The following is a 23,688-nucleotide window of genomic DNA, read 5'->3' as shown; positions in this document are numbered from 1 at the left end:
GCTAGTCGTTGACGGCGTCGAAGAGGGTGACGATGTTCTGGTCCGGTGACGAGAGCGTCAGTGTGAGGACCGGGCGGCCGTGCTCCGCGAGGACGCGGGCGTCGCCGCCCGCCTGGGCCTCGATGAGCTGGCCGAAGGTGAACGGTCGCTCCGGGATCTCGAGATCGACAGGTGCCGTCTCCGTGATCTGCAGGAACACGCCGTTCGCCGGGCCACCCTTGTGGTACTGGCCGGTCGAGTGCAGGAAGCGCGGGCCCCAGCCGAAGGTCGTGGGGCGGGCCGCCTTCGCCGCGACGAGGTCGCGGATGCTCTCGAGCTGCGGAGAGGCGAGACGGTCGACGTAGCCCTGGATCGCGACGTAGCCGTCGGCCGGGAGCTGCGCGAGCAGCGCCTCGATCGCGCCGGACAGCGTGGTGACCCCGGCGAGGAGACCGTCGGAGCCGCGGACCTCGATGCCGTCCTCGACGAACGCCGGGGTTTCAGGCTCAGGACGGTTGTCGAGCAGCCCACGGGTCGCGATCTTCGCCGACTCGACGTCGGGCTGGTCGAACGGGTCGATGCCGAGCAGACGACCGGCGACGACCGTCGCGTACTCCCACACCAGCATCATCGCACCGAGGCTGCCGCTGACGAGGATCTCTCCCTCGTGGCGGTCCCGAGGGAACAGATGGAGCTCGTGGGCGTCGTCGACGATGCGCACGATCTGGAGATCGGCGGGCTTCGACTCGAGTTCGGGAGCAAGTGTGTTCAGTACGACGGGAAGCAGACCGCGGCCGGACTTCCCGGTCGATTCGGCGATCAGCTGCTCCGCCCAGTCGGGGAAGCCCACGATGTGCGTTCCGTCGGTGATCAGACCGACCTTGTCGCGCAGAGGGACGGTGCCACCGATGGCTGCACCGAGGATGAGTCCTGGGTTCGAAGCGTCATCGATCGCGAGCTCGCCGAGGACCGAATCGGCCTCGTCGAGGAGCGCGCCGATGTCGACACCGGCGAGTCCGGACGGAACGAGACCGAACGCGGTCAGTGCGCTGTAGCGACCGCCCACGTTGGGATCGGCGTTGAACACGCGGTAGCCCGCCGCATTCGCAGCGGTCTCGAGCGGGGAACCCGGGTCGGTGACGATGACGATTCGCCCGGTCGGGTCGATACCCGCTGCCGTGAACGCGGCCTCGTAGGCACGACGCTGGCTGTCGGTCTCGACCGTGGAACCGGACTTCGACGACACGACCAGGACGGACGACTCGAGGCGGTCGGCGAGGGCCGCGAGGACCTGGCCGGGTGCCGTCGAGTCGAGGACCGTGAGCTGACCGTCGAGCGTGTTGGTGATGACCTCGGGCGCGAGCGAGGAGCCGCCCATTCCCGCGAGCACGATGTGGTCGATGCCCTGGTCGTGGAGTTCCTCGCGCAGGGCGAGGATGGGCTCGACGAGTGCACGGGAGACGGAGACCGCCTGGACCCAGCCGAGACGCTTGGACGCCTCAGCCTCGGTCGCAGGACCCCACAGGGTGGGGTCCTGGTCCGTGATGCGCGAAGCGACGAGGTCGCTGACGAGGGTCGGGACGACCGCCTCGACAGCGGCCTCGGCCGCGCCGCTCACGTGGATCTTGAAGCTCACTTGGCGGCCTCCAGGGCGGCGGTCACGGTGTCGAGCAGCTCGTTCCAGGAGACGATGAACTTCTCAACGCCCTCCTTCTCGAGGAGCGCAGTGACCTCGTCGTAGGAGACGCCCAGCGCTGCGAGGGCGTCGAGCACCTCGTTGGCGGACCCGTACGAGCCGGTGACCGTGTCGCCGGTGATGACGCCATGGTCGAAGGTGGCCTCGAGGGTCTTCTCCGGCATGGTGTTGACGACGCCGTCTGCGACGAGCTCCGTGACGTAGAGCGTGTCCGGGAGCTCGGCCGACTTGACGCCGGTCGATGCCCAGAGCGGGCGCTGCCTGTTCGCACCGGCCTCGATGAGTGCAGTGGCGCGTTCGCTGGAGAACTCCTGCTCGAAGGCCTCGTAGGCGAGCTGGGCGTTCGCGACACCTGCCTTGCTCTTGAGGGCGACGGCCTCCGGGCTGCCGATCGCGTCGAGACGCTTGTCGATCTCGGTGTCGACTCGCGACACGAAGAACGAAGCGACCGAGTGGATGGTCGAGAGGTCGTGGCCGGCAGCCTTGGCCTGCTCGAGACCGGTGAGGAATGCGTTGATGACCTCGCGGTAGCGCGTGAGGCTGAAGATCAGCGTGACGTTGACGCTGATACCCGCGCCGATCACCGCGGTGATCGCCTCGAGGCCTTCGACAGTTGCGGGGATCTTGATCATCGCGTTCGGCTGGTCGACCTTGGCCCAGAGCTGTTTGGCCTGTTCGATCGTGGCGGCAGCATCGTGGGCGAAGCCGGGCTCGACCTCGATCGAGACGCGGCCGTCGTAGCCGTGAGAGCCGTCGTAGATCGGGCGGAAGATCTTCGAGGCTGCTGCCACATCGTCTGTCGTGATCTCGAACACGGCGTCGGTCACCGACGTGCCGGCCGCGGCGAGCGTCGCGACCTGTTCGGCGTAGACGTCGCCGTTGCTGAGCGCGGCGGCGAAGATGGTCGGGTTCGTGGTGACGCCGACGACGTTGCGGTCCGCGATGAGCTGCTCCAGGCCACCGGACTGGATGCGTCCGCGGGAGAGGTCGTCGAGCCAGATGCTGACGCCGGCGGCGGACAGCTGAGCGGTTGGGGTTTCAGTCATGTTCTTCTGTCTCCTTCGCCCGGGCTACTTGCCGAGCGTCTCGTGTGCTGCGGAGACGACTGCCTCCGTGGTGATGCCGAACTCGCGGAACAGCGTCTTGTAGTCGGCCGACGCACCGAAGTGCTCGATCGAGACCGTACGGCCACCGTCACCGACGATGCTCTTCCAGGTCAGGCCGAGGCCAGCCTCGACGGAGACGCGCGCGGTGACGGCCTTCGGGAGGACGGACTCGCGATATTCGGCCGACTGGTCCTCGAACCACTCGAGGACGGGGACCGAGACGACGCGGGCGTTGACGCCCTCGCCGCGCAGGACCTCGCGAGCCTCGACGGCGAGCTGCAGCTCGGAGCCGGTCGCGATGAGGATGACGTCGGGGGTGCCGCCGGGAGCCTCTGCGAGCACGTACGCGCCCTTCGAGACGTTGGAGGCACTCGCGAAGGTCTCACCGGTCGCCTCGCCCGTGCCGCGCTCGAACACCGGGATGTTCTGACGGGTCAGCGCGATGCCGGACGGGCCACCACGACGCTTGAGGATCTCGAGCCAGGCGTATGCGACCTCGTTGGCGTCGCCCGGGCGGACGACGGCGAGGTTCGGAATGGCGCGCAGCGAAGCGAGCTGCTCGATCGGCTGGTGCGTCGGGCCGTCCTCGCCGAGCGCGACGGAGTCGTGCGTCCAGACGAAGATGGACGGCACGTTCATGAGCGCGGCGAGACGGACCGCAGGACGCATGTAGTCGCTGAAGATGAGGAAGGTCCCACCGAAGGCGCGCGTCGGGCCGTGGAGCACGATGCCGTTCAGGATGGCGGCCATGGCGTGCTCGCGGATACCGAAGTGGAGGACGCGACCGTAGGGGTTGCCGGTCCACTCGTGGGTGGAGTGCTCACTCGGGATGAACGACGCACCACCCTCGATCGTCGTGTTGTTCGACTCGGCGAGGTCGGCGGAGCCGCCCCAGAGCTCGGGGATGACCGGGCCGAGCGCGTTGAGCACCTTGCCGGAGGCGGCACGGGTCGACACGTCCTTACCCGCCTCGAACACGGGAAGAGCGGACTCGACGCCGTCGGGGAGCTCACCGGTCTCCAGACGCGCGAGGAGTGCTGCGCGCTCGGGGTTGGCTGCAGCCCATGCGTCGAACGTCACCTGCCACTCTGCGCGCTCAGCTGCACCGCGATCGACGGCCTTGCGGGTGTGCTCGATGACCTCGTCTGCGACGAAGAAGTTCTGCTCGGGGTCGAAGCCGAGCACCTCCTTGACCGCTGCGAGCTCCTCGGCGCCGAGTGCGGAGCCGTGGATCTTGCCGGTGTTCTGCTTCTTGGGCGCGGGCCAGCCGATGATCGTCTTGAGGATGATCAGCGAGGGCTTGTCGGTCTCGGCCTTGGCGGCTTCGATCGCGTCGTTCAGTGCGTGGACGTCCTCGACGTACTCGCCGGTCTTCTTCCAGTCGACCACCTGGACGTGCCAGTGGTACGCCTCGTAACGAGCCTTGACGTCCTCGGTGAAGGCGATGTTCGTGTCGTCTTCGATCGAGATCTGGTTGGAGTCGTAGATCGCGATGAGGTTGCCGAGCTGCTGGTGCCCGGCCAGCGAGGAGGCCTCGCTGGTGACGCCCTCCTGCAGGTCGCCGTCGCCGGCGATGACGTAGACGAAATGGTCGAACGGGCTCGTGCCCGCATCGGCTTCGGGGTCGAAGAGACCGCGCTCGAAGCGCGATGCGTAGGCGAACCCGACGGCGGAGGCGAGACCCTGTCCGAGCGGACCCGTGGTGATCTCCACACCCTTGGTGTGACCGTACTCCGGGTGACCAGGCGTGAGGGAGCCCCACGTGCGGAGCGCCTCGAGATCGGAGAGCTCGAGGCCGTAGCCGCCGAGGTAGAGCTGGACGTACTGCGTCAGCGAGCTGTGCCCGACCGACAGTACGAAGCGGTCGCGTCCGAGCCAGTCCTGGTCCTTCGGGTCGCGCCGCATGACCTTCTGGAACAGCAGGTAGGCCGCCGGAGCGAGACTCATCGCCGTGCCGGGGTGGCCGTTGCCGACCTTCTCCACGGCGTCGGCGGCGAGGATTCGCGCCGTGTCGACTGCTTGGTTGTCAATGCTTTCCCACTGCAGAGCTGCCACTGAATACTGACCCTTCTTATCGGAACAGGAGGACGACGCTTCAGTCGTGCCTTCTTCTGTGCGTTCGCGGCCCACGACTTCTTCGGCGTCCGCGCACGCGGCACCGCACTTCGAACGACTTGAAGGGAGGAACACGCGTGCACAGTGGCTGGCGAGCACTTCCAGCATAGCGAACCACCACACTCGTCGGTCCATGTTCGATGACCGCGAACGCCACGCAGCGCAGGATCGTTGCAGCGCTTGCAGCACGGCGCCCGCCGTGAGCACTGCGTGGGGCCCGCGTGTCGTAGAATCGTCTGCGGACCGCGCACCGGGCGAGCAGTGCGTGGCGAACGAACGTTAGAGGAGCAATGGACGTCGCTGTAGCAGAACGTGTCTCGAGCCCCAGGCTCGGTTTCCGACGCAAGGCGAAGGCGTACATCGCCCTCACGAAGCCGCGGGTCATGGAGCTCCTGCTCGTCACGACGATCCCCGTCATGATCCTCGCCAAGGGTGGCCTGCCCGACTGGTGGCTCGTCATCGCGACCGTCATCGGCGGCTCACTGAGCGCCGGATCCGCCGCAGCCTTCAACTGCTACATCGACCGCGACATCGACGCCGTCATGGACCGCACCAAGAAGCGACCGCTGGTCACCGGCGAGCTCACACCGCGCGAGGCGCTGGTGTTCGCCTGGACCCTCGCTGTCGTCTCCACCCTGTGGCTCCTCGCCACAACGAACTGGCTCGCCGCTGCGCTGTCCGTGGGAGCCATCCTCTTCTACGTGTTCATCTACACGTTGTGGCTGAAGCGTCGCACCCAGCAGAACATCATCTGGGGTGGGATCGCCGGCTGCTTCCCCGTGGTCATCGGTTGGGCCGCGGTGACGGGCTCCCTCAGCTGGGCGCCGATCATCCTCTTCGCCGTCGTCTTCCTCTGGACCCCGCCGCACTACTGGCCGCTCTCGATGAAGTACCGGAGCGACTACAAGGCAGTCGACGTCCCCATGCTCGCGGTCGTCCGAGGGCGCGCGCAGGTGGGCCTGCAGGTCATCCTCTACGCCTGGGCCACGGTCGCATGCTCGCTGCTACTGATCCCCGTCGCGGACATGGGCGTGCTGTACAGCGCAGTCGCGCTCCTCTCCGGCGGCTGGTTCGTCTACGAGACGCATCGTCTCTACAACCTCGCGATCCGCCACGAGCATGTGTCGCCGATGCGCGTGTTCCACGGTTCGATCACCTACCTGACCCTCCTGTTCCTCGCCGTCGGCATCGACCCGCTACTCCCGTTCTGACCCGGTGGGCGACGCACCGGAGCGCGGCCAGCTGATCGCTGCGTCGGGGGAGAGCCCCGACATGGTCTTCGATCGTTTCGTCTCCTGGGCGGAAGCCGGCGGCATCAGCCTGTATCCCGCGCAGGAGGAAGCGCTGATCGGCATCGTCGACGGAGCAAACGTGATCCTGTCGACCCCGACGGGGACAGGTAAGAGCCTCGTCGCAGCGGGCGCACACTTCGCCGCCATCAGTTCAGGCAGACGCAGTTACTACACGGCTCCCATCAAGGCCCTCGTGAGCGAGAAGTTCTTCGCGCTCGTGGAGATGTTCGGTGCCTCGAACGTCGGGATGGTCACCGGCGACTCCTCGGTCAACGCTGACGCACCGATCGTCTGCTGCACCGCCGAGATCGTGGCGAACCTGGCACTTCGCCACGGCGCGGACGCGGGCATCGACCAGGTCGTCATGGACGAGTTCCACTTCTACGCGGATCCCGACCGCGGATGGGCGTGGCAGGTGCCGCTCCTGACCCTTCCGAAGACACAGTTCGTCCTCATGTCCGCGACACTCGGCGACGTCAGCGAGCTCGCAGCAGACCTCGAGCGCCGCACGGGACGCGAGTGCGCGGTCGTGACCGGCGTCGAACGTCCCGTACCCCTCCACTTCTCCTACGCGACGACACCGATCCATGAGACGGTCGAGGAGCTCCTGCTCACCAACCAGGCGCCCGTCTACATCGTGCACTTCGCCCAGGCGGCCGCCCTCGAACGGGCGCAGGCGCTCACGAGTCTCAAGATCGTGACGCGCGAGCAACGGGACGAGATCGCGGCGGCGATCGGCGACTTCCGCTTCAGCACCGCCTTCGGGACCACACTGTCCCGCCTCGTGCGCAGCGGAATCGGAGTGCACCACGCCGGGATGCTGCCGAAGTACCGCCGACTCGTCGAGCAGCTCGCCCAGCGCGGCCTCCTGCGCGTCATCTGCGGAACCGACACCCTCGGCGTCGGAATCAACGTCCCCATCCGCACCGTGCTCTTCACCGCATTGACGAAGTACGACGGCACACGGATGCGCCAGCTCAACGCGCGGGAGTTCCATCAGATCGCCGGTCGAGCGGGGCGCGCGGGCTACGACACCGCCGGAACGGTCGTCATCCAGGCTCCGGAACACGAGAGTGAGAACCTCAAACTCATCGAGAAGGCCGGTGACGACCCCAAGAAGCGGCGCAAGATCATCAGGAAGAAGGCACCGGAGGGTTTCGTCTCCTGGGGCGAGCCGAGCTTCCAGCGACTCGTGGCGGCCGAACCTGAGACGCTCACCAGCCACATGCAACTCACCCATGCCATGATGCTGAGCGTCATCGCGCGGGGTGGAGACAGCTTCGGCACCATCCGCTCGCTCGTGTTCGACAATCACGAGCCGCGCACGAAGCAGTTCGCGCTCGCACGGCGAGCCTTGGAGATCTACCGCACCCTCCGGACCGCCGGGGTCATCACGCAGACGCCGGATCCGCGGACCGGCGAGATCGTCATCGGCCTCACCGTCGAGCTGCAGCCGAACTTCGCCCTCAACGCTCCGCTCTCGCCCTTCGCACTCGCGACGTTCGAGCTGCTCGATCCCGAGCAGCCGGGCTTCGCCCTCGACGTCATCTCGGTCGTCGAGTCGACACTCGACAACCCGCGAGCCATCATCATGGCGCAGCAGCACCTCGCACGAGGTGAGGCCGTGCAGGCTATGAAGGCCGAGGGGATCGAGTACGAGCAGCGGATGGAACTCCTCGAGGAGGTGACCCATCCGAAGCCACTCGCGGAACTGCTGGAGGCAGCCTTCGCGAGCTACACGGCCGCTCAACCGTGGGCGCTCGACCTCGAGCTGCGGCCGAAGGCGATCGTGCGCGACTTCATCGAGCGCGCCCTGAACTTCAGCGAGTTCGTCTCGTTCTACAGCCTGTCGCGCTCCGAAGGTCTGGTACTCCGCTACCTGTCCGATGCGTTCCGCGCCATCAGGCAGAGCGTCCCGGACGAGTTCAAGGACGACGAGCTCCAAGACCTCATCGAGTGGCTCGGCGAACTCGTCCGCCAGGTCGACTCGAGCCTCCTCGACGAATGGGAGGAGCTCTCCCACCCCGATCCTGCGCGCCATGAGCAGGCGGCGCACACCCTGCCGCCGGCGCCGAGAAGCGTCCTGGCGAACCGGCGGGCATTCACCGTGCTCGTGCGCAACGAACTGTTCCGGCGTGTCCAGCTGGCCTCGCTCGAGCGCTACGAGGCGCTGGGCGAGCTCGATGCGGCTGTCGGCTTCGACGCCGATGCCTGGGCGGACGCGATGGACCCCTACTTCGAGGAGCACGGCGAACTGCCGACCGGTGCCGCAGCGCGGAGTCCCGCGCTGCTGGTGATCGATGACGAGGACGAACGCCCGGTCGGCGATGCCGGGGGCGTCTGGCGCGTCAGACAGGTGTTCGCCGATCCGGCCGGAGACCACGACTGGGGCATCGATGCCGTCGTCGACCTCGACGCCTCCGACGATACAGGCACCGCGGTCGTGCGGGTCACCGCCGTCGGCATGCGCTGACGCGACCGGCGAACGTCGCTGCCGAGTTCCTCGAGCGTCTATCGAGCAGCGGCGAGGCTGGGCGCCATTTCTCCCGAGGACACGTTCATCGTCGGGATGCGCTGCTGCAGGACGACCCAGGTCATGGCCGCCACGAGGAGTCCGGCGAGCACCATGTGCAGGCCGACCAGGACCTCGGGCAGACCGAGACGGGCCTGCGTGAGTCCGACGGCGATCTGCAGGATCTCGACGCCGAGCAGGGCGAGGATCGCCGTGCGCACGCCGCGAGCGCCGCGCCGACCGCTCAGCGCGATCACACCGATGAGCAGGATGAGCGTTCCGGCGAGCGTCGCATAGGCGGGCCAACTGTGCAGGTGCTGCAGGAACTCCGGGTTGAAACCGTTGCGTGGCGCCGGGACCTCCTTGGAGTTGTCCCCGGCGTGCGGCCCGGATCCAGTGGTGAGGATGCCGAACACCACGGTGATCGCGACGAACAGGCTCGTCACGTGGACGACGACGGTGTACCAGCTCGGCATGACCTTCACCGTGCCACGCGGGCCACGGTAGACCCGGTGAACGAGCATCGTGGTGAGCGCGACCAGCACGATCGAGACGACGAAGTGGAGGCCGACGACGTACGGGTTGAGACCGGTCAAGACGGTGATGCCACCGAGCACCGCTTGAGCTGGGATCGAGAGGCCCTGCAGGAGCGTCAGCCAGAAGAGGTCCTTCCGCTGCTTCCGCAGACGGATCACCGCGAGGAACGCGGCGATGACGATGAAGGCGAGGACGAAGGTGAGGAGACGATTGCCGAATTCGATGAAGCCGTGGATGCCCATCTCCGGCGTGTTCACGAACGACTCGGCCGTACAGCGCGGCCACGTCGGGCAGCCGAGGCCGGACGCGGTCAGACGAACCGCGCCACCGGTGCCGATGAGCACGAGCTGGAATGCGAACGACAACCACGCGATGACCCGGACGCGCCTGTCGATCGTGTCGGGAAGCCAGGCGACGAAGCCGTCGACGATCCGGCTCCGGCGGATCCTGCCGGCGAGCGTCGGTCGATCGATGGCCTGGGGGAGTTCTGACACGGAGACGGTCCTTCGGTTCGCGGGGGAGACCAGGGCAGTGTGCACCAACCTCACCCAATACCCACAGGAAGCTGTAGGATTATGAGGTTCATGGTGCGCGCGAGAAGCGCCAAGGTTCATGAACATTGTAGGTTCGCAACGAAGCCGCCCGCACATCCCTCCGCACTCTGCTCCGATTCGGCGTGTCTTGCGGGAGGGAATGACGACCTCCAGCCGGTGGTTGTCTCCAGGGAGGAAAGAGGGACACATGTCAGACATCCTGATCGATCGCCCGGAGCTCGCCGGACTCGGCCAATACGAGTTCGGTTGGCATGACGGCGACGTCGCAGGTGCCTCCGCGCGCCGCGGCATCTCCACCGAGGTCGTTACCGACATCTCCGCGCTCAAGAGCGAACCCGACTGGATGCTGCAGCGTCGTCTCAAGGCCCTGCAGCTCTTCGAGCGGAAGCCGATGCCCACGTGGGGCGCCGATCTCTCCGAGATCGACTTCGAGAACATCAAGTACTTCGTCCGCTCCACGGAGAAGCAGGCCCAGACCTGGGAAGACCTGCCGGACGACATCAAGAACACCTACGAGAAGCTCGGGATCCCCGAGGCGGAGCGCCAGCGCCTCGTCTCCGGCGTCGCGGCCCAGTACGAGTCCGAGGTGGTCTACCACCAGATCAACGAGGAGCTCGAGGCGCAGGGTGTCATCTTCATGGACACCGACACCGCACTCAAGGAGCACCCGGAGTTCTTCGAGGAGTACTTCGGCTCGGTCATCCCGTCAGGGGACAACAAGTTCGCCGCTCTGAACACGGCCGTGTGGTCGGGGGGATCGTTCGTCTACGTGCCACCGGGCGTGCACGTGGAGATCCCGCTGCAGGCCTACTTCCGCATCAACACGGAGAACATGGGCCAGTTCGAGCGCACGCTCATCATCGCCGACGAGGGCAGCTACGTGCACTACATCGAGGGCTGCACTGCCCCGATCTACAAGTCCGACTCGCTGCACTCGGCCGTCGTCGAGATCATCGTGAAGAAGAACGCACGTGTGCGCTACACGACGATCCAGAACTGGTCCAACAACGTCTACAACCTCGTGACCAAGCGGGCGACCGCCGCCGAGGGCGCGACCATGGAGTGGATCGACGGCAACATCGGTTCCAAGGTCACGATGAAGTACCCGTCCATCTACCTCATGGGCGAGCACGCCAAGGGCGAGACGCTCTCCGTGGCGTTCGCAGGCCCGGGCCAGCACCAGGATGCCGGCGCGAAGATGATCCACATGGCGCCGTACACGCAGTCCTCGATCGTCTCCAAGTCGATCGCCCGAGGCGGCGGACGCGCAGGCTACCGCGGTGAGGTCCGGGTGGATGCGAACGCGCATCACTCCGCGAACACCGTGCGATGCGACGCGCTCCTCGTCGACACCATCTCCCGCAGCGACACCTACCCGGCGATCGACATCCGCGTCGACGACGTCCAGCTCGGCCACGAGGCGACCGTCTCGAAGGTCAGCGAAGAGCAGCTCTTCTACCTGATGAGCCGCGGCATGCCGGAGGACGAGGCGATGGCCATGATCGTCCGCGGCTTCATCGAACCGATCGCTCGTGAGCTGCCAATGGAGTACGCACTCGAACTCAACAAGCTCATCGAGATGGGCATGGAAGGATCAGTCGGTTAATGACGACTGCAGCACCGACTCAGACCGAAGGACAGCACGGCATCACGGCACACAGCGACGGCGCAGGACGCGTCGTCCCGGTGCAGACCCGATCGGAACGGTTCAGCTCGTTCGATGTCGCCGACTTCCCAGCGGTGACGGGGCGCGAAGCGGTCTGGAAACTCAGCCCCGTCGCCCTGTTCACCGATCTCACCGCGGGTGAGCTCGACGGCTCGCCGAGCCCCATGCGCCACGACGAGGTCGACGGCTTCGCCGTCGAGTGGATCGCTCGCGACGATGCGCGGATCGGTTCCGCCGGCATCCCGGAGGAGCGGGCGTCCGCCAACGCCTGGTCGACGTTCGAGCAGGCACTCTCGATCACCGTCTCGGGGGAAGAGGCGAAGACCCTCCGCATCGAGCGCAGCGGACTCGGCTCCGGTGCCCGAGCTGCACACACCGTCATCACGGCGGCACCGTTCAGCCGTGGACTCATCATCATCGAGAACACCGGCGACGCACGACTCACCGAGAACGTCGAGATCGTCGTGGGCGAGCAGGCGGACATCACCGTCGTCAGCGTGCAGTGGTGGGACGACGCCGCTGTGCACCTCGCGAGCCACTTCGCGTCCATCGGCCGCGACGCGCACCTCAAACACGTCGTCGTCTCACTCGGCGGCAAGGTGGTCCGTGTGAACCCGACGCTCCATCTGTCGGGGCAGGGTTCCGACCTCGACTCGCTCGGCGTCTACTTCTCCGACGCGGGCCAGCACCTCGAGCAGCAGGTGTACATGCACCACGATGCCCCGAAGACACGAGGCCGAGTGACCTACAAGGGCGCGCTCCAAGGGCAGGGTGCCAGATCCGTCTGGATCGGCGACGTCCTCATCAGCAACCGGGCCGTCGGCACTGACAGCTATGAGCAGAACCGCAACCTCGTGCTGTCCGACGGCACGAGGGCGGACTCCGTCCCGAACCTCGAGATCGAGACCGGCGACATCGCCGGCGCCGGCCACGCGAGCGCCACCGGACGCTTCGACGACGAGCAGCTGTTCTACCTGCAGGCGAGAGGCATCCCTGAGGACGAGGCACGTCGTCTCGTCGTCCGCGGCTTCCTCATCGAGATCATCCAGCAGATCGGCGACCCCGAGCTGCAGGAGCGCCTGTCGGCCGCCATCGAGGCCGAACTCCTCGGCGCAGATGTGAACGACGCCGAGACCGCAGCAGGCGGAGTGCAGCGATAGTGGCGACGAAGGTGTGCTCGTTCGACGAGCTCGCCGTCAACCAGGCCAAGCGGGTCGTGGTTGACGGCGTGCCGATCGCACTCGTGCGCGATGCCTCGGACGAGTTGTTCGCGATCGGCGACGTCTGCACCCACGGTGACATCTCGCTCTCCGAGGGCTTCGTCGAGGACGGCAACCTCGAATGCTGGGCGCACGGCTCCCAGTTCTCACTCACCACGGGCAAGCCACTCACCCTTCCGGCCTATGAGCCGGTCCCCGTCTACACCGTCGAGTTGATCGACGGCGACATCTACATCGACCCGACCGCAACGAAAGAGATCTAGCACCATGTCAGTCCTCGAAATCCGCGACCTGCACGTCAGCGTCGAAACCGAACAGGGCACGAAGCCGATCCTCCGTGGTGTCGACCTCACCATCCGCAAGGGCGAGAGCCACGCGATCATGGGCCCGAACGGTTCCGGCAAGTCGACCCTCGCCTACACGATCGCCGGTCACCCGAAGTACACCGTCGACAGTGGCTCGATCACGCTCGACGGCGAGGACGTCCTTGCGATGACCGTCGATGAGCGCGCGCGCGCCGGTCTCTTCCTCGCGATGCAGTACCCCGTCGAGATCCCGGGCGTCACCGTCACCAACTTCCTCCGCACGGCGAAGACCGCTGTCGACGGGGAGGCCCCTGCCATCCGCGGCTGGATCAAGGACGTCCGCGAGTCCATGAAGAGCCTGCGTATGGATGCGGCCTTCGCTGAGCGCAACGTCAACGAGGGCTTCTCCGGCGGCGAGAAGAAGCGTCACGAGATCCTGCAGCTCGAACTCCTCAAGCCGCAGTTCGCGGTCCTCGACGAGACCGACTCCGGCCTCGACGTCGACGCGCTGAAGATCGTCTCGGAGGGCGTCAACCGCGCCAAGGAGAACACCGGCCTCGGTGTGCTCCTCATCACGCACTACACGCGCATCCTCCGCTACATCAAGCCGGACTTCGTGCACGTGTTCGTGAACGGCAAGATCGCTGAGCAGGGTGGTCCCGAGCTCGCGGACCGCCTCGAGAACGAGGGCTACGACCGCTTCCTCGTCGATGCAGTCGTCGCGCCGGAAGGTGCTTGAGACCGGATCCGCGGTCTAAGATAACGACATGGTAACAACGCTGAGTCCGCAGAAGTTCGACGAGGTCGAGGAAGCGCTCAAGGACGTCATGGATCCCGAACTCGGGATCAACGTGGTCGACCTGGGCCTCATCTACGATCTCGGCTGGGACGACGAGAACAACGCGCTCATCATCCACATGACGCTGACCTCTGCCGGGTGCCCGCTCACCGACGTGCTCGAGGAACAGACCGGTCAGGCGCTTGACGGCGTGGTCGATGCGTTCCGCATCAACTGGGTGTGGATGCCGCCGTGGGGTCCGGAGCGGATCACCGACGACGGTCGCGACATGATGCGCGCTCTCGGGTTCTCGATCTGATCGAGGACGAGTACAGGGTGGAGGGTTCAACACGAACCCTCCACCCTTCGTCGTCCTGGGCTGTGGCACTCCGGGTCACGGCGGATAGGGTCGACGTATGACCGAGACCGTCTCTGCAGACCCACTGGACGTCCTCCGCAGCCGGACGAGCGAGAAGTGGTCGGAGTATCCGGACGACGTTCTGCCGATGTTCGTCGCGGAGATGGACGTCCCGCTCGCTCCGGTCATCCGTGAAGCCCTGCACGCGGCGATCGATCGCGGTGATGCCGGGTATGTGGCGAGCCGCACCCGCCTCCCACAGGCGTTCACCGGTTTCGCTCGGCGTCGCTGGGCATGGACGGTCGACCCCGATTCGGTCTTCACGACTGCCGATGTGAGCATGGGGATCGTCGAGATCCTCCGACGGGTAACGTCCCCGGGCGACGCCGTCGTGATCACACCACCGGTGTACCCGCCGTTCTTCGAACTCGTCCCGGAGGCCGGGGCGGTCGTCGTCGAGGTTCCGCTGCGGGACGGCACCGGTGCCGGTGACGCGGACGGCGCACTCAGACTGGACCTGCCAGGACTCGAGGCGGCGTTCAGCGCCGGCGCCAAGGCGTTCCTCCTCTGCAATCCGCATAATCCGATCGGCCGTCCGCACACGCTCGAGGAGCTCCGCGCCGTCGCAGCTCTCGCCGCACGCTACGGTGTCGCGGTCGTGAGCGACGAGATCCACGCTCCACTGACCCAACCCGGTGAGGTCTTCGTCCCGTACCTGAGCGTGTCCGACGAGGCTGCGGCGAACGGCTTCGCGGTGCTGTCGGCGAGCAAGGCGTGGAATCTCGCCGGTCTCAAATGCGCTGTGATGGTGACCGCGGCGCCCGGACCCCGCAGCGTCGTCGCGAGGATGCCCGTCGAGGTGTTCTGGCGGACGGGTCAATTCGGTGTGCTCGCCTCGGTCGCCGCGTTCGAGGCCGGCGAACCGTGGCTCGACGGCCTACTCCAACTCATCGACGGTAACCGGAGGCTCCTTGCGGACCTCCTCGCGACGCACCTGCCGGCAGTCGGGTACCGCATACCGGCCGCTGGATACTTGGCGTGGCTGGACTTCACGGCCCTCGGCTGGAACGAAGCGCCCGCCCGACGCATCCTGCGCGAGGTGAAGGTCGCGCTGCAGGAAGGAGCGCCGTTCGGGCCCTCCGGACGCGGTCATGCCCGCCTGAATCTCGCCTGCGATCCCGAGCTGCTCACGCAGGCCGCCGAACGGATCGCGGGCCTGCGCTGACCGGCGGCCCGTGCCGTTGCACTCCTGATTCCTCGGGGCTCGAACCGCTCGCGGTGAAGAGCACGCGTTTGAGGATTTATACTGGGAAGTTGACCCCCACCCTCCGCGTTGTCGAAACGCACCCGAAGAAATGGACCATGCCTTGCTGAGTGTGCACGACCTCGAGATCCGCGTGGGGGCACGCGTGCTCATGGAGCACGTGAACTTCCGTGTCTCCGCCGGTGACAAGATCGGTCTGGTCGGCCGCAACGGCGCCGGCAAGACCACCCTGACCAAGACCCTCGCCGGAGAGACCCTGCCGACGACGGGCAAGATCGACCGCGGGGGAGAGATCGGGTACCTCCCGCAGGATCCGCGCTCCGGGAACCCCGAAGACTTGGCACGTACGCGCATCCTCGATGCCCGTGGCCTCGGACAGCTCGCACTCGGCATGCACGAGTCGAGCATGGCCATGGCGAGCGACGACCCGAAGGTCGCCGAAGCCGCGATGAAGAAGTACGGCAACCTGACCGACCGCTTCAACGCACTGGGTGGGTACTCCGCCGAAGCTGAAGCCGCATCGATCGCGTCGAACCTCAACCTGCCGGACCGCATCCTCGATCAGCAGCTCAAGACGCTCTCAGGTGGCCAGCGCCGCCGGATCGAACTCGCGCGCATCCTGTTCTCCGACGCGCAGACGCTGATCCTCGATGAGCCCACGAACCACCTCGACGCCGACTCGGTGGTCTGGCTGCGCGAGTTCCTCAAGCAGTACAAGGGCGGGTTCATCGTCATCTCCCACGACATCGAGCTCGTTGGTGAGACCGTCAACCGTGTCTTCTACCTCGATGCCAACCGCACGGTCATCGACATCTACAACATGAACTGGAAGAACTACCAGCGTCAGCGCGAGGCCGATGAGGAGCGCCGCAAGAAGGAGCGCACCAACGTCGAGAAGAAGGCCACAGCGCTGCAGTTGCAGGCAGCGAAGTTCGGCGCGAAGGCCAGCAAGGCCGCCTCGGCCCACCAGATGGTCGCCCGCGCCGAGAAGATGCTCTCGGGACTCGAAGAGGTCCGAGCGGTGGACCGTGTGGCGAAGCTGCGATTCCCGACGCCTGCACCCTGCGGCCGGACGCCGCTCATGGCCAGTAACCTCTCGAAGAGCTACGGTTCCCTCGAGATCTTCACCGCCGTCGACCTCGCGATCGACCGCGGCTCGAAGGTTGTCATCCTCGGTTTCAACGGAGCAGGCAAGACGACCCTGCTGCGCATCCTCGCCGGTGTCGACCAGCCCGACACCGGGCAACTCGAGCCCGGCCACGGTCTCCGCGTCGGGTATTACGCGCAGGAGCATGAGACGATCGATGTCAAGCGCAGCGTGCTTGAGAACATGGTCTCCTCGTCACCGAACATCACCGAGATGGAGGCCCGCAAGGTCCTCGGCTCATTCCTGTTCACCGGCGACGACTCGAATAAGCTCGCCGGCGTGCTGTCCGGTGGAGAGAAGACCCGTCTGGCGCTCGCGATGATCGTCGTCTCCGGCGCGAACATGCTGCTGCTCGACGAACCGACCAACAACCTCGATCCCGCGAGCCGCCTGGAGATCCTCGACGCTCTCGCGCACTACGAGGGCGCTGTCGTGCTCGTCAGCCACGATGAAGGTGCCGTCGAGGCGCTGAACCCCGAGCGGGTGCTCATCCTGCCAGACGGCGTCGAGGACCACTGGAACAAGGATTACCAGGACCTCGTCAGCCTGGCATAGCCGTCTGCGCCTCTGCGCCGAGGAATCATCTCCTCGGCGCAGGCGCGCGCTCCGGGACGCTGCTGTCAGTGCTGCTCCGGAGTCGTGCCTCCGAGCCGTTGCTCAGCGACTCGCTTCCAGGATCTCGTCCTCGATGTCGGAGTCCGAACGCACCCTCGTGGCCTTCCGAGCGGCGCGCGCCGCGGCACGACGCTGTTCCTTCGGATCGTCGGAGTTCAGGATGCGGTACTCCTGGCGGATCGCGTAGGCGAGGAACAGGAACCCCATCAACGCGAACACGACCCACTGCAATGCGTACGAGAGGTGCATGCCCTCGTTCGGTTGTGGCTTGATCGGGCCGAGTGGCGCTGTGTCGGCAGGAGCCGGGCTCTCGGACATCAGCATGCCGTAGGCACCCGAGTAGAGTGTCTCACCGCGGAGCTCGGCGATCTGCGGCAGGTTGATGGTCGCGACCTGACCGTCTGCCGCCCCTCGGCCCGGCAGCGTGGGCTCACCAGGACGGATGCGGACGACGACCGACACCTCGCCGCTCGGCGGCGCCGGGATCGACTCAGGCGCTTCGAGGGAATCCCCGGCGGCCACCCAGCCGCGGTCCACGATGAAGACGTCTCCGTTCGCGAGCCGGAGCGGCGTCAGGACGTTGAAACCCGCCTGGTTGTCGCGTGGCCGGTTGCGGACCAGGAGCTGTTCATCGACGAGGTAGGTCCCGGCCATGGAGACGGGATGCCACTCGTCGGCCACGCTGAACGAGTCGAGACCCGGCAACGCTTCATCGATGGGTGTCGCTGGGGCATCCCAGTTCACCGCGATGCGTTCGACCTCGGCCTCCTTCTCGCTCGCTCGTGAGAGCTGCCAGTTCGAGAGCAGGACGCACACGATCGCGAACACGATTGCGACACCGAGGTAGCCGAGCCAGCGTCGGCTGAAGGCGAAGCGCCATCCGGCGGTCATGACGGCACCTCCGTATCGAGGGGAAGGCGCGTGAGCGGGAACGAGCGTGCCTCGAGGAACGCCGTCAGGAAGTCGACGTGCTCGTCGCATGCCGTCCAGACCTTCACGCGGTCCTCGGTGTGGATCTTGGGATTGCGCCACTCGATCCGCCAGCCCGCTCCGGCATGACAGCCGGCGCGCGAGCAGATGACGCCGTCCGGTCCGGTGCCGAAGCCGATCATGCCTGGTCCGCCGGACCCGGGCGCGAGGTGTCCTCGGTGCTCGTCGGCCGCTGCGACACGACGACGCCGGTCGGCCGTTCGATGGCGCCGCGGTTCGGCAGGGACCCGGCGTTCGCCAGGATGACGGCGACATAGGGGAGGAAGATCGCCCCTGCCGCGACGGCGAACATCCAGCCGCCGTGCACGAACGGGAGCGCAGCGAGGCAGAGCAACCGAACACCCATGGTGATCGAATACTTGATGATCCGCTGCCGTCGTTCCTGATCGGGCGACGGTGGGAGTGACGTGATGCTCTGCTGCTTCATTCCACCCCCAGCCTACGCGCTCATCGGGCACACAGCGGCCGTGAAATGGCCGGTTGCGCTCTCACCCGCCCATATGCTGGTACGGGTCCGCGGCGGGAATGTCGCGGCCGTCGACGGTCGCAGCAACCAGCCGACCGGCACCGCCGCAGGAGAGGAATCGCCCATGACCACGCCACGCACTGTGCTCGTCACCGGAGGCAACCGGGGGATCGGATATGCGATCGCCGAGGAGTTCATCGCGCAGGGTCACCGCGTCGCCGTCACCGCTCGGTCGGGCGAGGGGCCCGCCGGCGCCTTCACCGTCCGTGCGGACGTCACCGATGCGGCATCCGTGGACGCCGCCTTCACGGCGATCGAAGCGGAACTCGGCCCCGTCGAGGTCCTCGTCGCGAACGCCGGCATCACGAAGGACACACTGCTCATGCGCATGAGCGAGGACGACTTCGATCAGGTCGTCGACACGAACCTCGGCGGCTCGTTCCGGGTCGTCAAGCGCGCGTCGAAAGGGATGCTGAAGGCGCGCTTCGGCCGGATCGTCCTCATCTCCAGCGTCGTCGGTCTCTACGGCTCGGCGGGCCAGGTGAACTACGCGGCGTCCAAGAGCGGGCTCGTCGGCATGGCGCGCTCCATCACGCGCGAGCTCGGAGCGCGAGGCATCACCGCGAACGTCGTCGCTCCCGGCTTCATCGAGACGGACATGACGGCCGAGCTGCCCACGGAGACGCAGGCCGAGTACAAGAAGAGCATCCCGGCTGCGCGGTTCGCGAGCGCCAACGAGGTCGCGAAGGTCGTCGTCTGGATCTCCGGAGACGACGCAGGCTACATCTCGGGTGCGGTCATCCCGGTCGACGGCGGCCTCGGCATGGGGCACTGACGAACGGACCCAGCACGGCATCGGGCCAGGACGGAATCGTCCTGGCCCGCTGTCGTCGCCGCGGCGTCATCGCGTTCACCCGCACCGTGGGCAGCTCGTGATCATCGTCTCTGAGGTGGGGTTCCTCGTCCCGGGTGGCAGCTGACCGGTACAGACCGGCACAGCGCACTCAGTCGACGAAGCCCAGGAGCGGGAGGACACCGGCGAGATCCACCCGTCCGGCGACGACGTCCGCCCGGCGTCTGACGATCGGCTTCGCGTTGAAGGCGACCGAGAGCCCGGCTGTCGCCATCATCTCCAGGTCGTTCGCGCCATCGCCGATCGCGACCGTGCGGGACAGCGGGATGCCGTCCTCGGCCGCCCACTCCGCGAGCGCCTCGGCCTTCGCGGCTGCATCGATGATGGGACCGTCGAGGCCTCCGGTCAAGCGGCCGTCCGCGACGGCGAGTCGGTTCGCCCTGACGTGGTCGAGTCCGAGCGCGGATGCGAGCGGATCGAGCAGCTCGTGGAAGCCTCCTGAGACCACCCCGATCCGCGAGCCGCGCCGGTGCAGTCCATCGATCAGCTCTTCCAGCCCGCGTGTGAGCGTGATGCGCGCCGCGATCACCGGGATGCGGTCGACGCGCAGTCCCGCGAGCGTCGCGACGCGCTCGCGCAGGCTCTCGGCGAAGTCCAACTCGCCCTGCATGGCACGCTCGGTGATGCCGGCGACCTCAGCGAGGCTGCCCATCTCCTCGGCGAGCAGCTCGATGACCTCGTTCTCGATGAGCGTCGAGTCGGCGTCGAGGACCGCGAGGAACCGAACGCCCTGTCCGGTCGATGCGGGTGCTGTCTGGTGATCCGCCGACGCCGAACGCTCGATACTCATGGAACGACGCGTACTCCCTTACCAACGACGGTGAGACCGGACTCGGTGACGGTGAAGCCGCGAGCGCGGTCACGGTCGTGGTCGACTCCGACGCGCGCGCCCGATGTGACCACCACATCCTTGTCCAGGATAGCCCGCTTGACGACGGCGTCCGGTTCGATGTGCACCTTGTCGAACACCACCGAGTCGGAGACGTGCGCCCCCGATTCGACGAGCGCCCACGGACCGAGCACACTGCGCTCGATGTGCGCGCCGGACAGGAGCGAGCCGAGGGACACGATCGAGTCGATCGTCTGCCCCAGGTTCCCCTTCGCGTCGCGCACGAACTTCGCCGGCGGCGAGTTGAGCTGGGAGCTGAAGATCGGCCAGTCGCGGTTGTACAGGTTGAAGACCGGCAGCGTGGAGATGAGGTCCTGGTGCGCCTCGTAGAACGAGTCGATCGTCCCCACGTCCCGCCAGTAGTAGCGGTCGCGATCCGTGGATCCTGGAACGTCGTTGCGTTGGAGGTCGTAGACGCCGGCCTCGCCCTTGTCGACGAAGTACGGCACGATGTCGCCACCCATGTCGTGGTTCGAGCTCGTGACCTCGCCGTCGTCGATGACGGCCTGGATGAGCGCGTCGGCATCGAAGACGTAGTTGCCCATCGAGGCCAGGACCTCGCCGGGAGAGTCCGGCAGCCCCGGCGCGTCCAGTGGCTTCTCGAGGAACCGTGCGATGGTCGTCGGATCGCCCGCGTCGACGTCGATGACGCCGAACTGGTCCGCGAGGGAGATCGGCTGGCGGATCGCCGCGACGGTCGCCTTCTTCCCCGAGTCGATGTGCGCCTGGATCATCTGCGCGAAGTCCATGCGGTACACGTGGTCCGCACCGACGACGACCACGATGTCGGGCTTCTCGTCGCGGATCAGGTTCAAGCTCTGCAGGATGGCGTCGGCCGAGCCGCTGAACCAGCGCTTGCCGAGCCGCTGCTGCGCCGGGACGGACGCGACATAGGAGTCGAGGAGACCCGACAGACGCCAGGTCTGCGAGACGTGGCGGTCGAGGCTGTGCGACTTGTATTGGGTGAGGACGACGATCTGGGTGAGTCCCGAGTTGATGAGGTTCGACAGCGCGAAATCGATCAGACGGTACTGCCCGCCGAACGGTACGGCCGGTTTCGCGCGGTCTGCGGTCAGCGGCATCAACCGCTTTCCTTCCCCACCAGCGAGGACGATTCCGAAGATCTTCTTTGATGCGGCCATGGCTTCACAATAGATGCCGGACGAGACCTGTACTAGCGTCTAGACATGCGAGTCGATCTTGTGACAAAGGAGTATCCGCCGGAGATCTATGGCGGAGCGGGTGTCCACGTCGCGGAACTGGTGAAATCCCTCCGCAGCGACATCGACGTGACGGTCCGTTGTTTCGGCGCGCCACGCGATGAGCCGGACACGGTGGCCTACGGGGTCCCGGCCGAGCTGCAGGGCGCGAACGGTGCCTTGACCACCCTCGGTACCGATCTCCTCATCGCCCAGGATGTCGCGGGTGCCGACCTCGTCCACTCGCACACCTGGTATGCGAACGGCGCCGGACACCTCGCCTCGCTGCTGCACGGCATCCCGCACGTCGTCACCGCGCACAGCCTCGAACCCCTGCGCCCGTGGAAGGCGGAGCAGCTCGGCGGCGGATACCGCGTCTCGAGCTGGATCGAGCAGTCGGCCTACGAGGGCGCCGCTGCGGTCGTCGCGGTCAGTGAGGGGATGCGCCGCGACATCCTGCGGTCCTATCCCGCGCTCGACCCGGCGAAGGTCCAGGTCATCTACAACGGCATCGACCTGACCGATTGGCAGCCGCGTGTCGACGACGAGCTGCTGCGCTCGCTCGGCATCGACCCCGCGCGTCCCTCGGTCGTCTTCGTCGGCCGCATCACCCGCCAGAAGGGCCTGCCCTACCTGCTGCGCGCCGCTCGTCTGCTGCCGCCGGACGTCCAACTCATCCTGTGCGCCGGAGCACCCGACACTCCGGAGATCCTGGCCGAGGTCAGGGGTCTCGTCGAAGAGTTGCAGACGGAGCGTACCGGCGTCGTGTGGATCGAACGCCTCCTGCCGCGTCATGAACTCTGCACGGTGCTGACGGCGGCGACGACCTTCGTCTGCCCGTCGATCTACGAACCGCTCGGCATCGTCAACCTGGAGGCGATGGCGTGCGGCGCTGCCGTGGTCGGGACAGGGACCGGCGGCATCCCCGAGGTCGTCCAGGACGGCGTGACGGGCAGGATCGTCCCACTCGCGCAGGCTTCCGACGGCACGGGGACCCCGCTCGACCCTGAACGGTTCGTCGCAGACCTCGCGGCCACGCTCACCGAGGTGGTGCAGGATCCCGCTCAGGCCCGGATCTACGGGGCTGCCGGAAGACGGCGCGCGGAGTCCGACTTCAGCTGGTCGCGCATCGCGACGCAGACGGCGGAGCTGTACCGCAGCCTCGTGTGAAACAGGTCCGCGGATACCGCTGCGGACGGACGTGCGAGCCGAGTGCGGACGGTTAGGCTAGGACCATGCCGAGCGTGTTGCAATTCTCCGACGTGTCCGTGGTCCGCAATCTCAACCCCATCCTGGATGGCGTCGACTGGACGGTGACGGGGGACCAACGCTGGATCGTCCTCGGCCCGAACGGTGCCGGCAAGACGACGCTCCTGCAGCTCGCCGCCACACTCATCCACCCCTCGAAGGGGTCGGTCGGCGTGCTCGACGAGACCCTCGGGCGAGTGGACGTGTTCGAGCTCCGTCCGCGCATCGGCTTCGCATCCTCCGCCCTCGCCAAACGCGTTCCGCCGGAGGAGACGGTCCTCGACGTCGTGCTGACCGCTGCCTATTCGGTCACCGGTCGGTGGGTCGAACAGTACGAGGACATCGACATCAAGCGCGCGACCCGAGTCCTCGCCGAATGGAAGCTCGAACACCTGGCGGAGCGTCGTTTCGGGACGCTCAGCGATGGTGAGCAGAAGCGTGTGCAGATCGCACGCGCCATCATGACCGACCCCGAACTGCTGCTGCTCGACGAGCCGGCGGCGAGCCTGGACCTCGGGACGCGCGAAGAGCTCGTGGAGCTGCTCGGCGGCTACGCAAGCGCAGACGACTCGCCGGCGATCATCATGGTCACCCACCACGTCGAGGAGATCCCGGTGGGCTTCACCCACGTGCTCCTCGTCCGCGGGGGCAAGATCGTCGCCGCCGGCCCCATCGGCGACACCCTGACGTCCGAGAACCTCAGCGACACCTTCGACCTCCCGATCGAGCTGAGCGAGGAGGACGGTCGTTTCCACGCCCGCTCCGCGCGGGCGGGTCGTACCGCGGTCTCGACGGCCTGACGCACCCGTCCCGGCTCGCCGATCGGCCATGGCGAGCAG

The 23,688-nt window shown here is 66.7% G+C and carries 21 protein-coding genes; 12 read left to right on the top strand and 9 right to left on the bottom strand.

Annotated elements, in window-relative coordinates:
• Position 1: 1 nt before the first annotated feature.
• From ABMA10_RS11355 to tkt, 3 genes are read right to left on the bottom strand one after another with little or no spacing between them, the layout of a single operon-like run.
• Positions 2-1,615 (bottom strand): glucose-6-phosphate isomerase, encoded by a 1,614-nt coding sequence (locus ABMA10_RS11355; RefSeq protein ID WP_347868758.1) that lies wholly within the window; start codon positions 1,613-1,615, stop codon positions 2-4.
• On the bottom strand, positions 1,612-2,721 hold the full coding sequence (gene tal / locus ABMA10_RS11350) for a transaldolase (RefSeq protein ID WP_347868757.1): 1,110 nt from the start codon (positions 2,719-2,721) through the stop codon (positions 1,612-1,614). Before tal ends, ABMA10_RS11355 begins: the two co-directional genes overlap by 4 nt.
• 24 nt (positions 2,722-2,745) lie before the next feature.
• A complete protein-coding gene (gene tkt, locus ABMA10_RS11345) occupies positions 2,746-4,836 on the bottom strand; it encodes a transketolase (RefSeq protein ID WP_347868756.1) in 2,091 nt (696 codons plus the stop codon).
• 350 nt (positions 4,837-5,186) lie between these two features.
• Between tkt and ABMA10_RS11340 the strand changes: the two genes are divergently transcribed.
• Together ABMA10_RS11340 and ABMA10_RS11335 are read left to right on the top strand one after the other, a co-directional pair.
• Positions 5,187-6,107 carry a heme o synthase gene (locus ABMA10_RS11340; RefSeq protein ID WP_347868755.1) on the top strand — a complete coding sequence of 307 codons (921 nt, stop codon included), beginning with the start codon at positions 5,187-5,189 and terminating at the stop codon, positions 6,105-6,107.
• 61 nt (positions 6,108-6,168) lie between these two features.
• Complete coding sequence (locus ABMA10_RS11335; protein ID WP_347868861.1) at positions 6,169-8,661, top strand: DEAD/DEAH box helicase; 2,493 nt, start codon at positions 6,169-6,171, stop codon at positions 8,659-8,661.
• Positions 8,662-8,699: 38 nt separating this feature from the next.
• Here the strand turns inward: ABMA10_RS11335 and ABMA10_RS11330 are convergent, their stop codons facing one another.
• A complete protein-coding gene (locus ABMA10_RS11330; protein WP_431031522.1) occupies positions 8,700-9,668 on the bottom strand; it encodes a COX15/CtaA family protein in 969 nt (322 codons plus the stop codon).
• Positions 9,669-9,978: 310 nt separating this feature from the next.
• On the opposite strand from ABMA10_RS11330, the gene sufB reads away from it, so the two are divergent.
• From sufB to ABMA10_RS11295, 7 genes are all read left to right on the top strand, one after another.
• On the top strand, positions 9,979-11,397 hold the full coding sequence (sufB, locus tag ABMA10_RS11325) for a Fe-S cluster assembly protein SufB (RefSeq protein ID WP_347868754.1): 1,419 nt from the start codon (positions 9,979-9,981) through the stop codon (positions 11,395-11,397).
• Entirely contained in the window at positions 11,397-12,617 is a 1,221-nt protein-coding gene (sufD, locus tag ABMA10_RS11320) for a Fe-S cluster assembly protein SufD (protein WP_347868753.1), read from the top strand. Before sufB ends, sufD begins: the two co-directional genes overlap by 1 nt.
• Positions 12,614-12,940: a non-heme iron oxygenase ferredoxin subunit gene (locus ABMA10_RS11315; protein WP_347868859.1), complete on the top strand. Its 327-nt coding sequence runs from the start codon at positions 12,614-12,616 to the stop codon at positions 12,938-12,940. Before sufD ends, ABMA10_RS11315 begins: the two co-directional genes overlap by 4 nt.
• Positions 12,941-12,944: 4 nt before the next feature.
• Positions 12,945-13,721 (top strand): Fe-S cluster assembly ATPase SufC, encoded by a 777-nt coding sequence (sufC, locus tag ABMA10_RS11310; protein WP_347868752.1) that lies wholly within the window; start codon positions 12,945-12,947, stop codon positions 13,719-13,721.
• A gap of 28 nt (positions 13,722-13,749) precedes the next feature.
• A complete protein-coding gene (locus ABMA10_RS11305; protein ID WP_347868751.1) occupies positions 13,750-14,079 on the top strand; it encodes a metal-sulfur cluster assembly factor in 330 nt (109 codons plus the stop codon).
• Positions 14,080-14,176: 97 nt separating this feature from the next.
• Positions 14,177-15,343 carry a MalY/PatB family protein gene (locus tag ABMA10_RS11300; protein WP_347868750.1) on the top strand — a complete coding sequence of 389 codons (1,167 nt, stop codon included), beginning with the start codon at positions 14,177-14,179 and terminating at the stop codon, positions 15,341-15,343.
• Between the two features lie 142 nt (positions 15,344-15,485).
• The gene (locus ABMA10_RS11295) at positions 15,486-17,084 is read left to right on the top strand and encodes an ABC-F family ATP-binding cassette domain-containing protein (RefSeq protein ID WP_347868749.1); all 1,599 of its coding nucleotides are present in this window, start codon (positions 15,486-15,488) and stop codon (positions 17,082-17,084) included.
• 102 nt (positions 17,085-17,186) lie between these two features.
• Here ABMA10_RS11295 and ABMA10_RS11290 read toward each other — a convergent pair whose 3' ends face one another.
• The 3 genes from ABMA10_RS11290 to ABMA10_RS11280 are packed head-to-tail and all read right to left on the bottom strand — an operon-like array spanning position 17,187 to position 18,561.
• Positions 17,187-18,035, bottom strand: coding sequence for an SURF1 family cytochrome oxidase biogenesis protein (locus tag ABMA10_RS11290; RefSeq protein WP_347868748.1), 849 nt, complete (start codon positions 18,033-18,035; stop codon positions 17,187-17,189).
• Positions 18,032-18,256, bottom strand: coding sequence for a hypothetical protein (locus ABMA10_RS11285; RefSeq protein ID WP_347868747.1), 225 nt, complete (start codon positions 18,254-18,256; stop codon positions 18,032-18,034). The genes ABMA10_RS11290 and ABMA10_RS11285 overlap by 4 nt, the downstream gene beginning before the upstream one ends.
• Positions 18,253-18,561, bottom strand: coding sequence for a DUF3099 domain-containing protein (locus tag ABMA10_RS11280; protein ID WP_347868746.1), 309 nt, complete (start codon positions 18,559-18,561; stop codon positions 18,253-18,255). Before ABMA10_RS11280 ends, ABMA10_RS11285 begins: the two co-directional genes overlap by 4 nt.
• A 163-nt stretch (positions 18,562-18,724) precedes the next feature.
• Here ABMA10_RS11280 and fabG point away from each other — a divergent pair, with 163 nt between their 5' ends.
• Complete coding sequence (gene fabG, locus ABMA10_RS11275) at positions 18,725-19,435, top strand: 3-oxoacyl-ACP reductase FabG (RefSeq protein WP_347868745.1); 711 nt, start codon at positions 18,725-18,727, stop codon at positions 19,433-19,435.
• A 169-nt stretch (positions 19,436-19,604) separates the two neighbouring features.
• On the opposite strand, the gene serB is transcribed toward fabG, so the two are convergent.
• Positions 19,605-20,303, bottom strand: coding sequence for a phosphoserine phosphatase SerB (serB, locus tag ABMA10_RS11270; protein ID WP_431030565.1), 699 nt, complete (start codon positions 20,301-20,303; stop codon positions 19,605-19,607).
• On the bottom strand, positions 20,300-21,544 hold the full coding sequence (locus ABMA10_RS11265) for a glucose-1-phosphate adenylyltransferase (protein WP_347868743.1): 1,245 nt from the start codon (positions 21,542-21,544) through the stop codon (positions 20,300-20,302). Before ABMA10_RS11265 ends, serB begins: the two co-directional genes overlap by 4 nt.
• 45 nt (positions 21,545-21,589) lie before the next feature.
• On the opposite strand from ABMA10_RS11265, the gene glgA reads away from it, so the two are divergent.
• Positions 21,590-22,771, top strand: a complete 1,182-nt coding sequence (gene glgA, locus ABMA10_RS11260) for a glycogen synthase (protein ID WP_347868742.1) — start codon at positions 21,590-21,592, stop codon at positions 22,769-22,771.
• Between the two features lie 65 nt (positions 22,772-22,836).
• Positions 22,837-23,649 carry an ABC transporter ATP-binding protein gene (locus ABMA10_RS11255; protein ID WP_347868741.1) on the top strand — a complete coding sequence of 271 codons (813 nt, stop codon included), beginning with the start codon at positions 22,837-22,839 and terminating at the stop codon, positions 23,647-23,649.
• The last annotated feature ends 39 nt before the right edge of the window (positions 23,650-23,688 follow it).

The sequence above is a fragment of the Plantibacter sp. RU18 genome, from assembly GCF_050613355.1.
GTDB lineage: Bacteria > Actinomycetota > Actinomycetes > Actinomycetales > Microbacteriaceae > Plantibacter.
The sequence above is the reverse complement of the archived record's forward strand: the minus strand, read 5'-3'. Positions and strand labels throughout refer to the sequence as shown.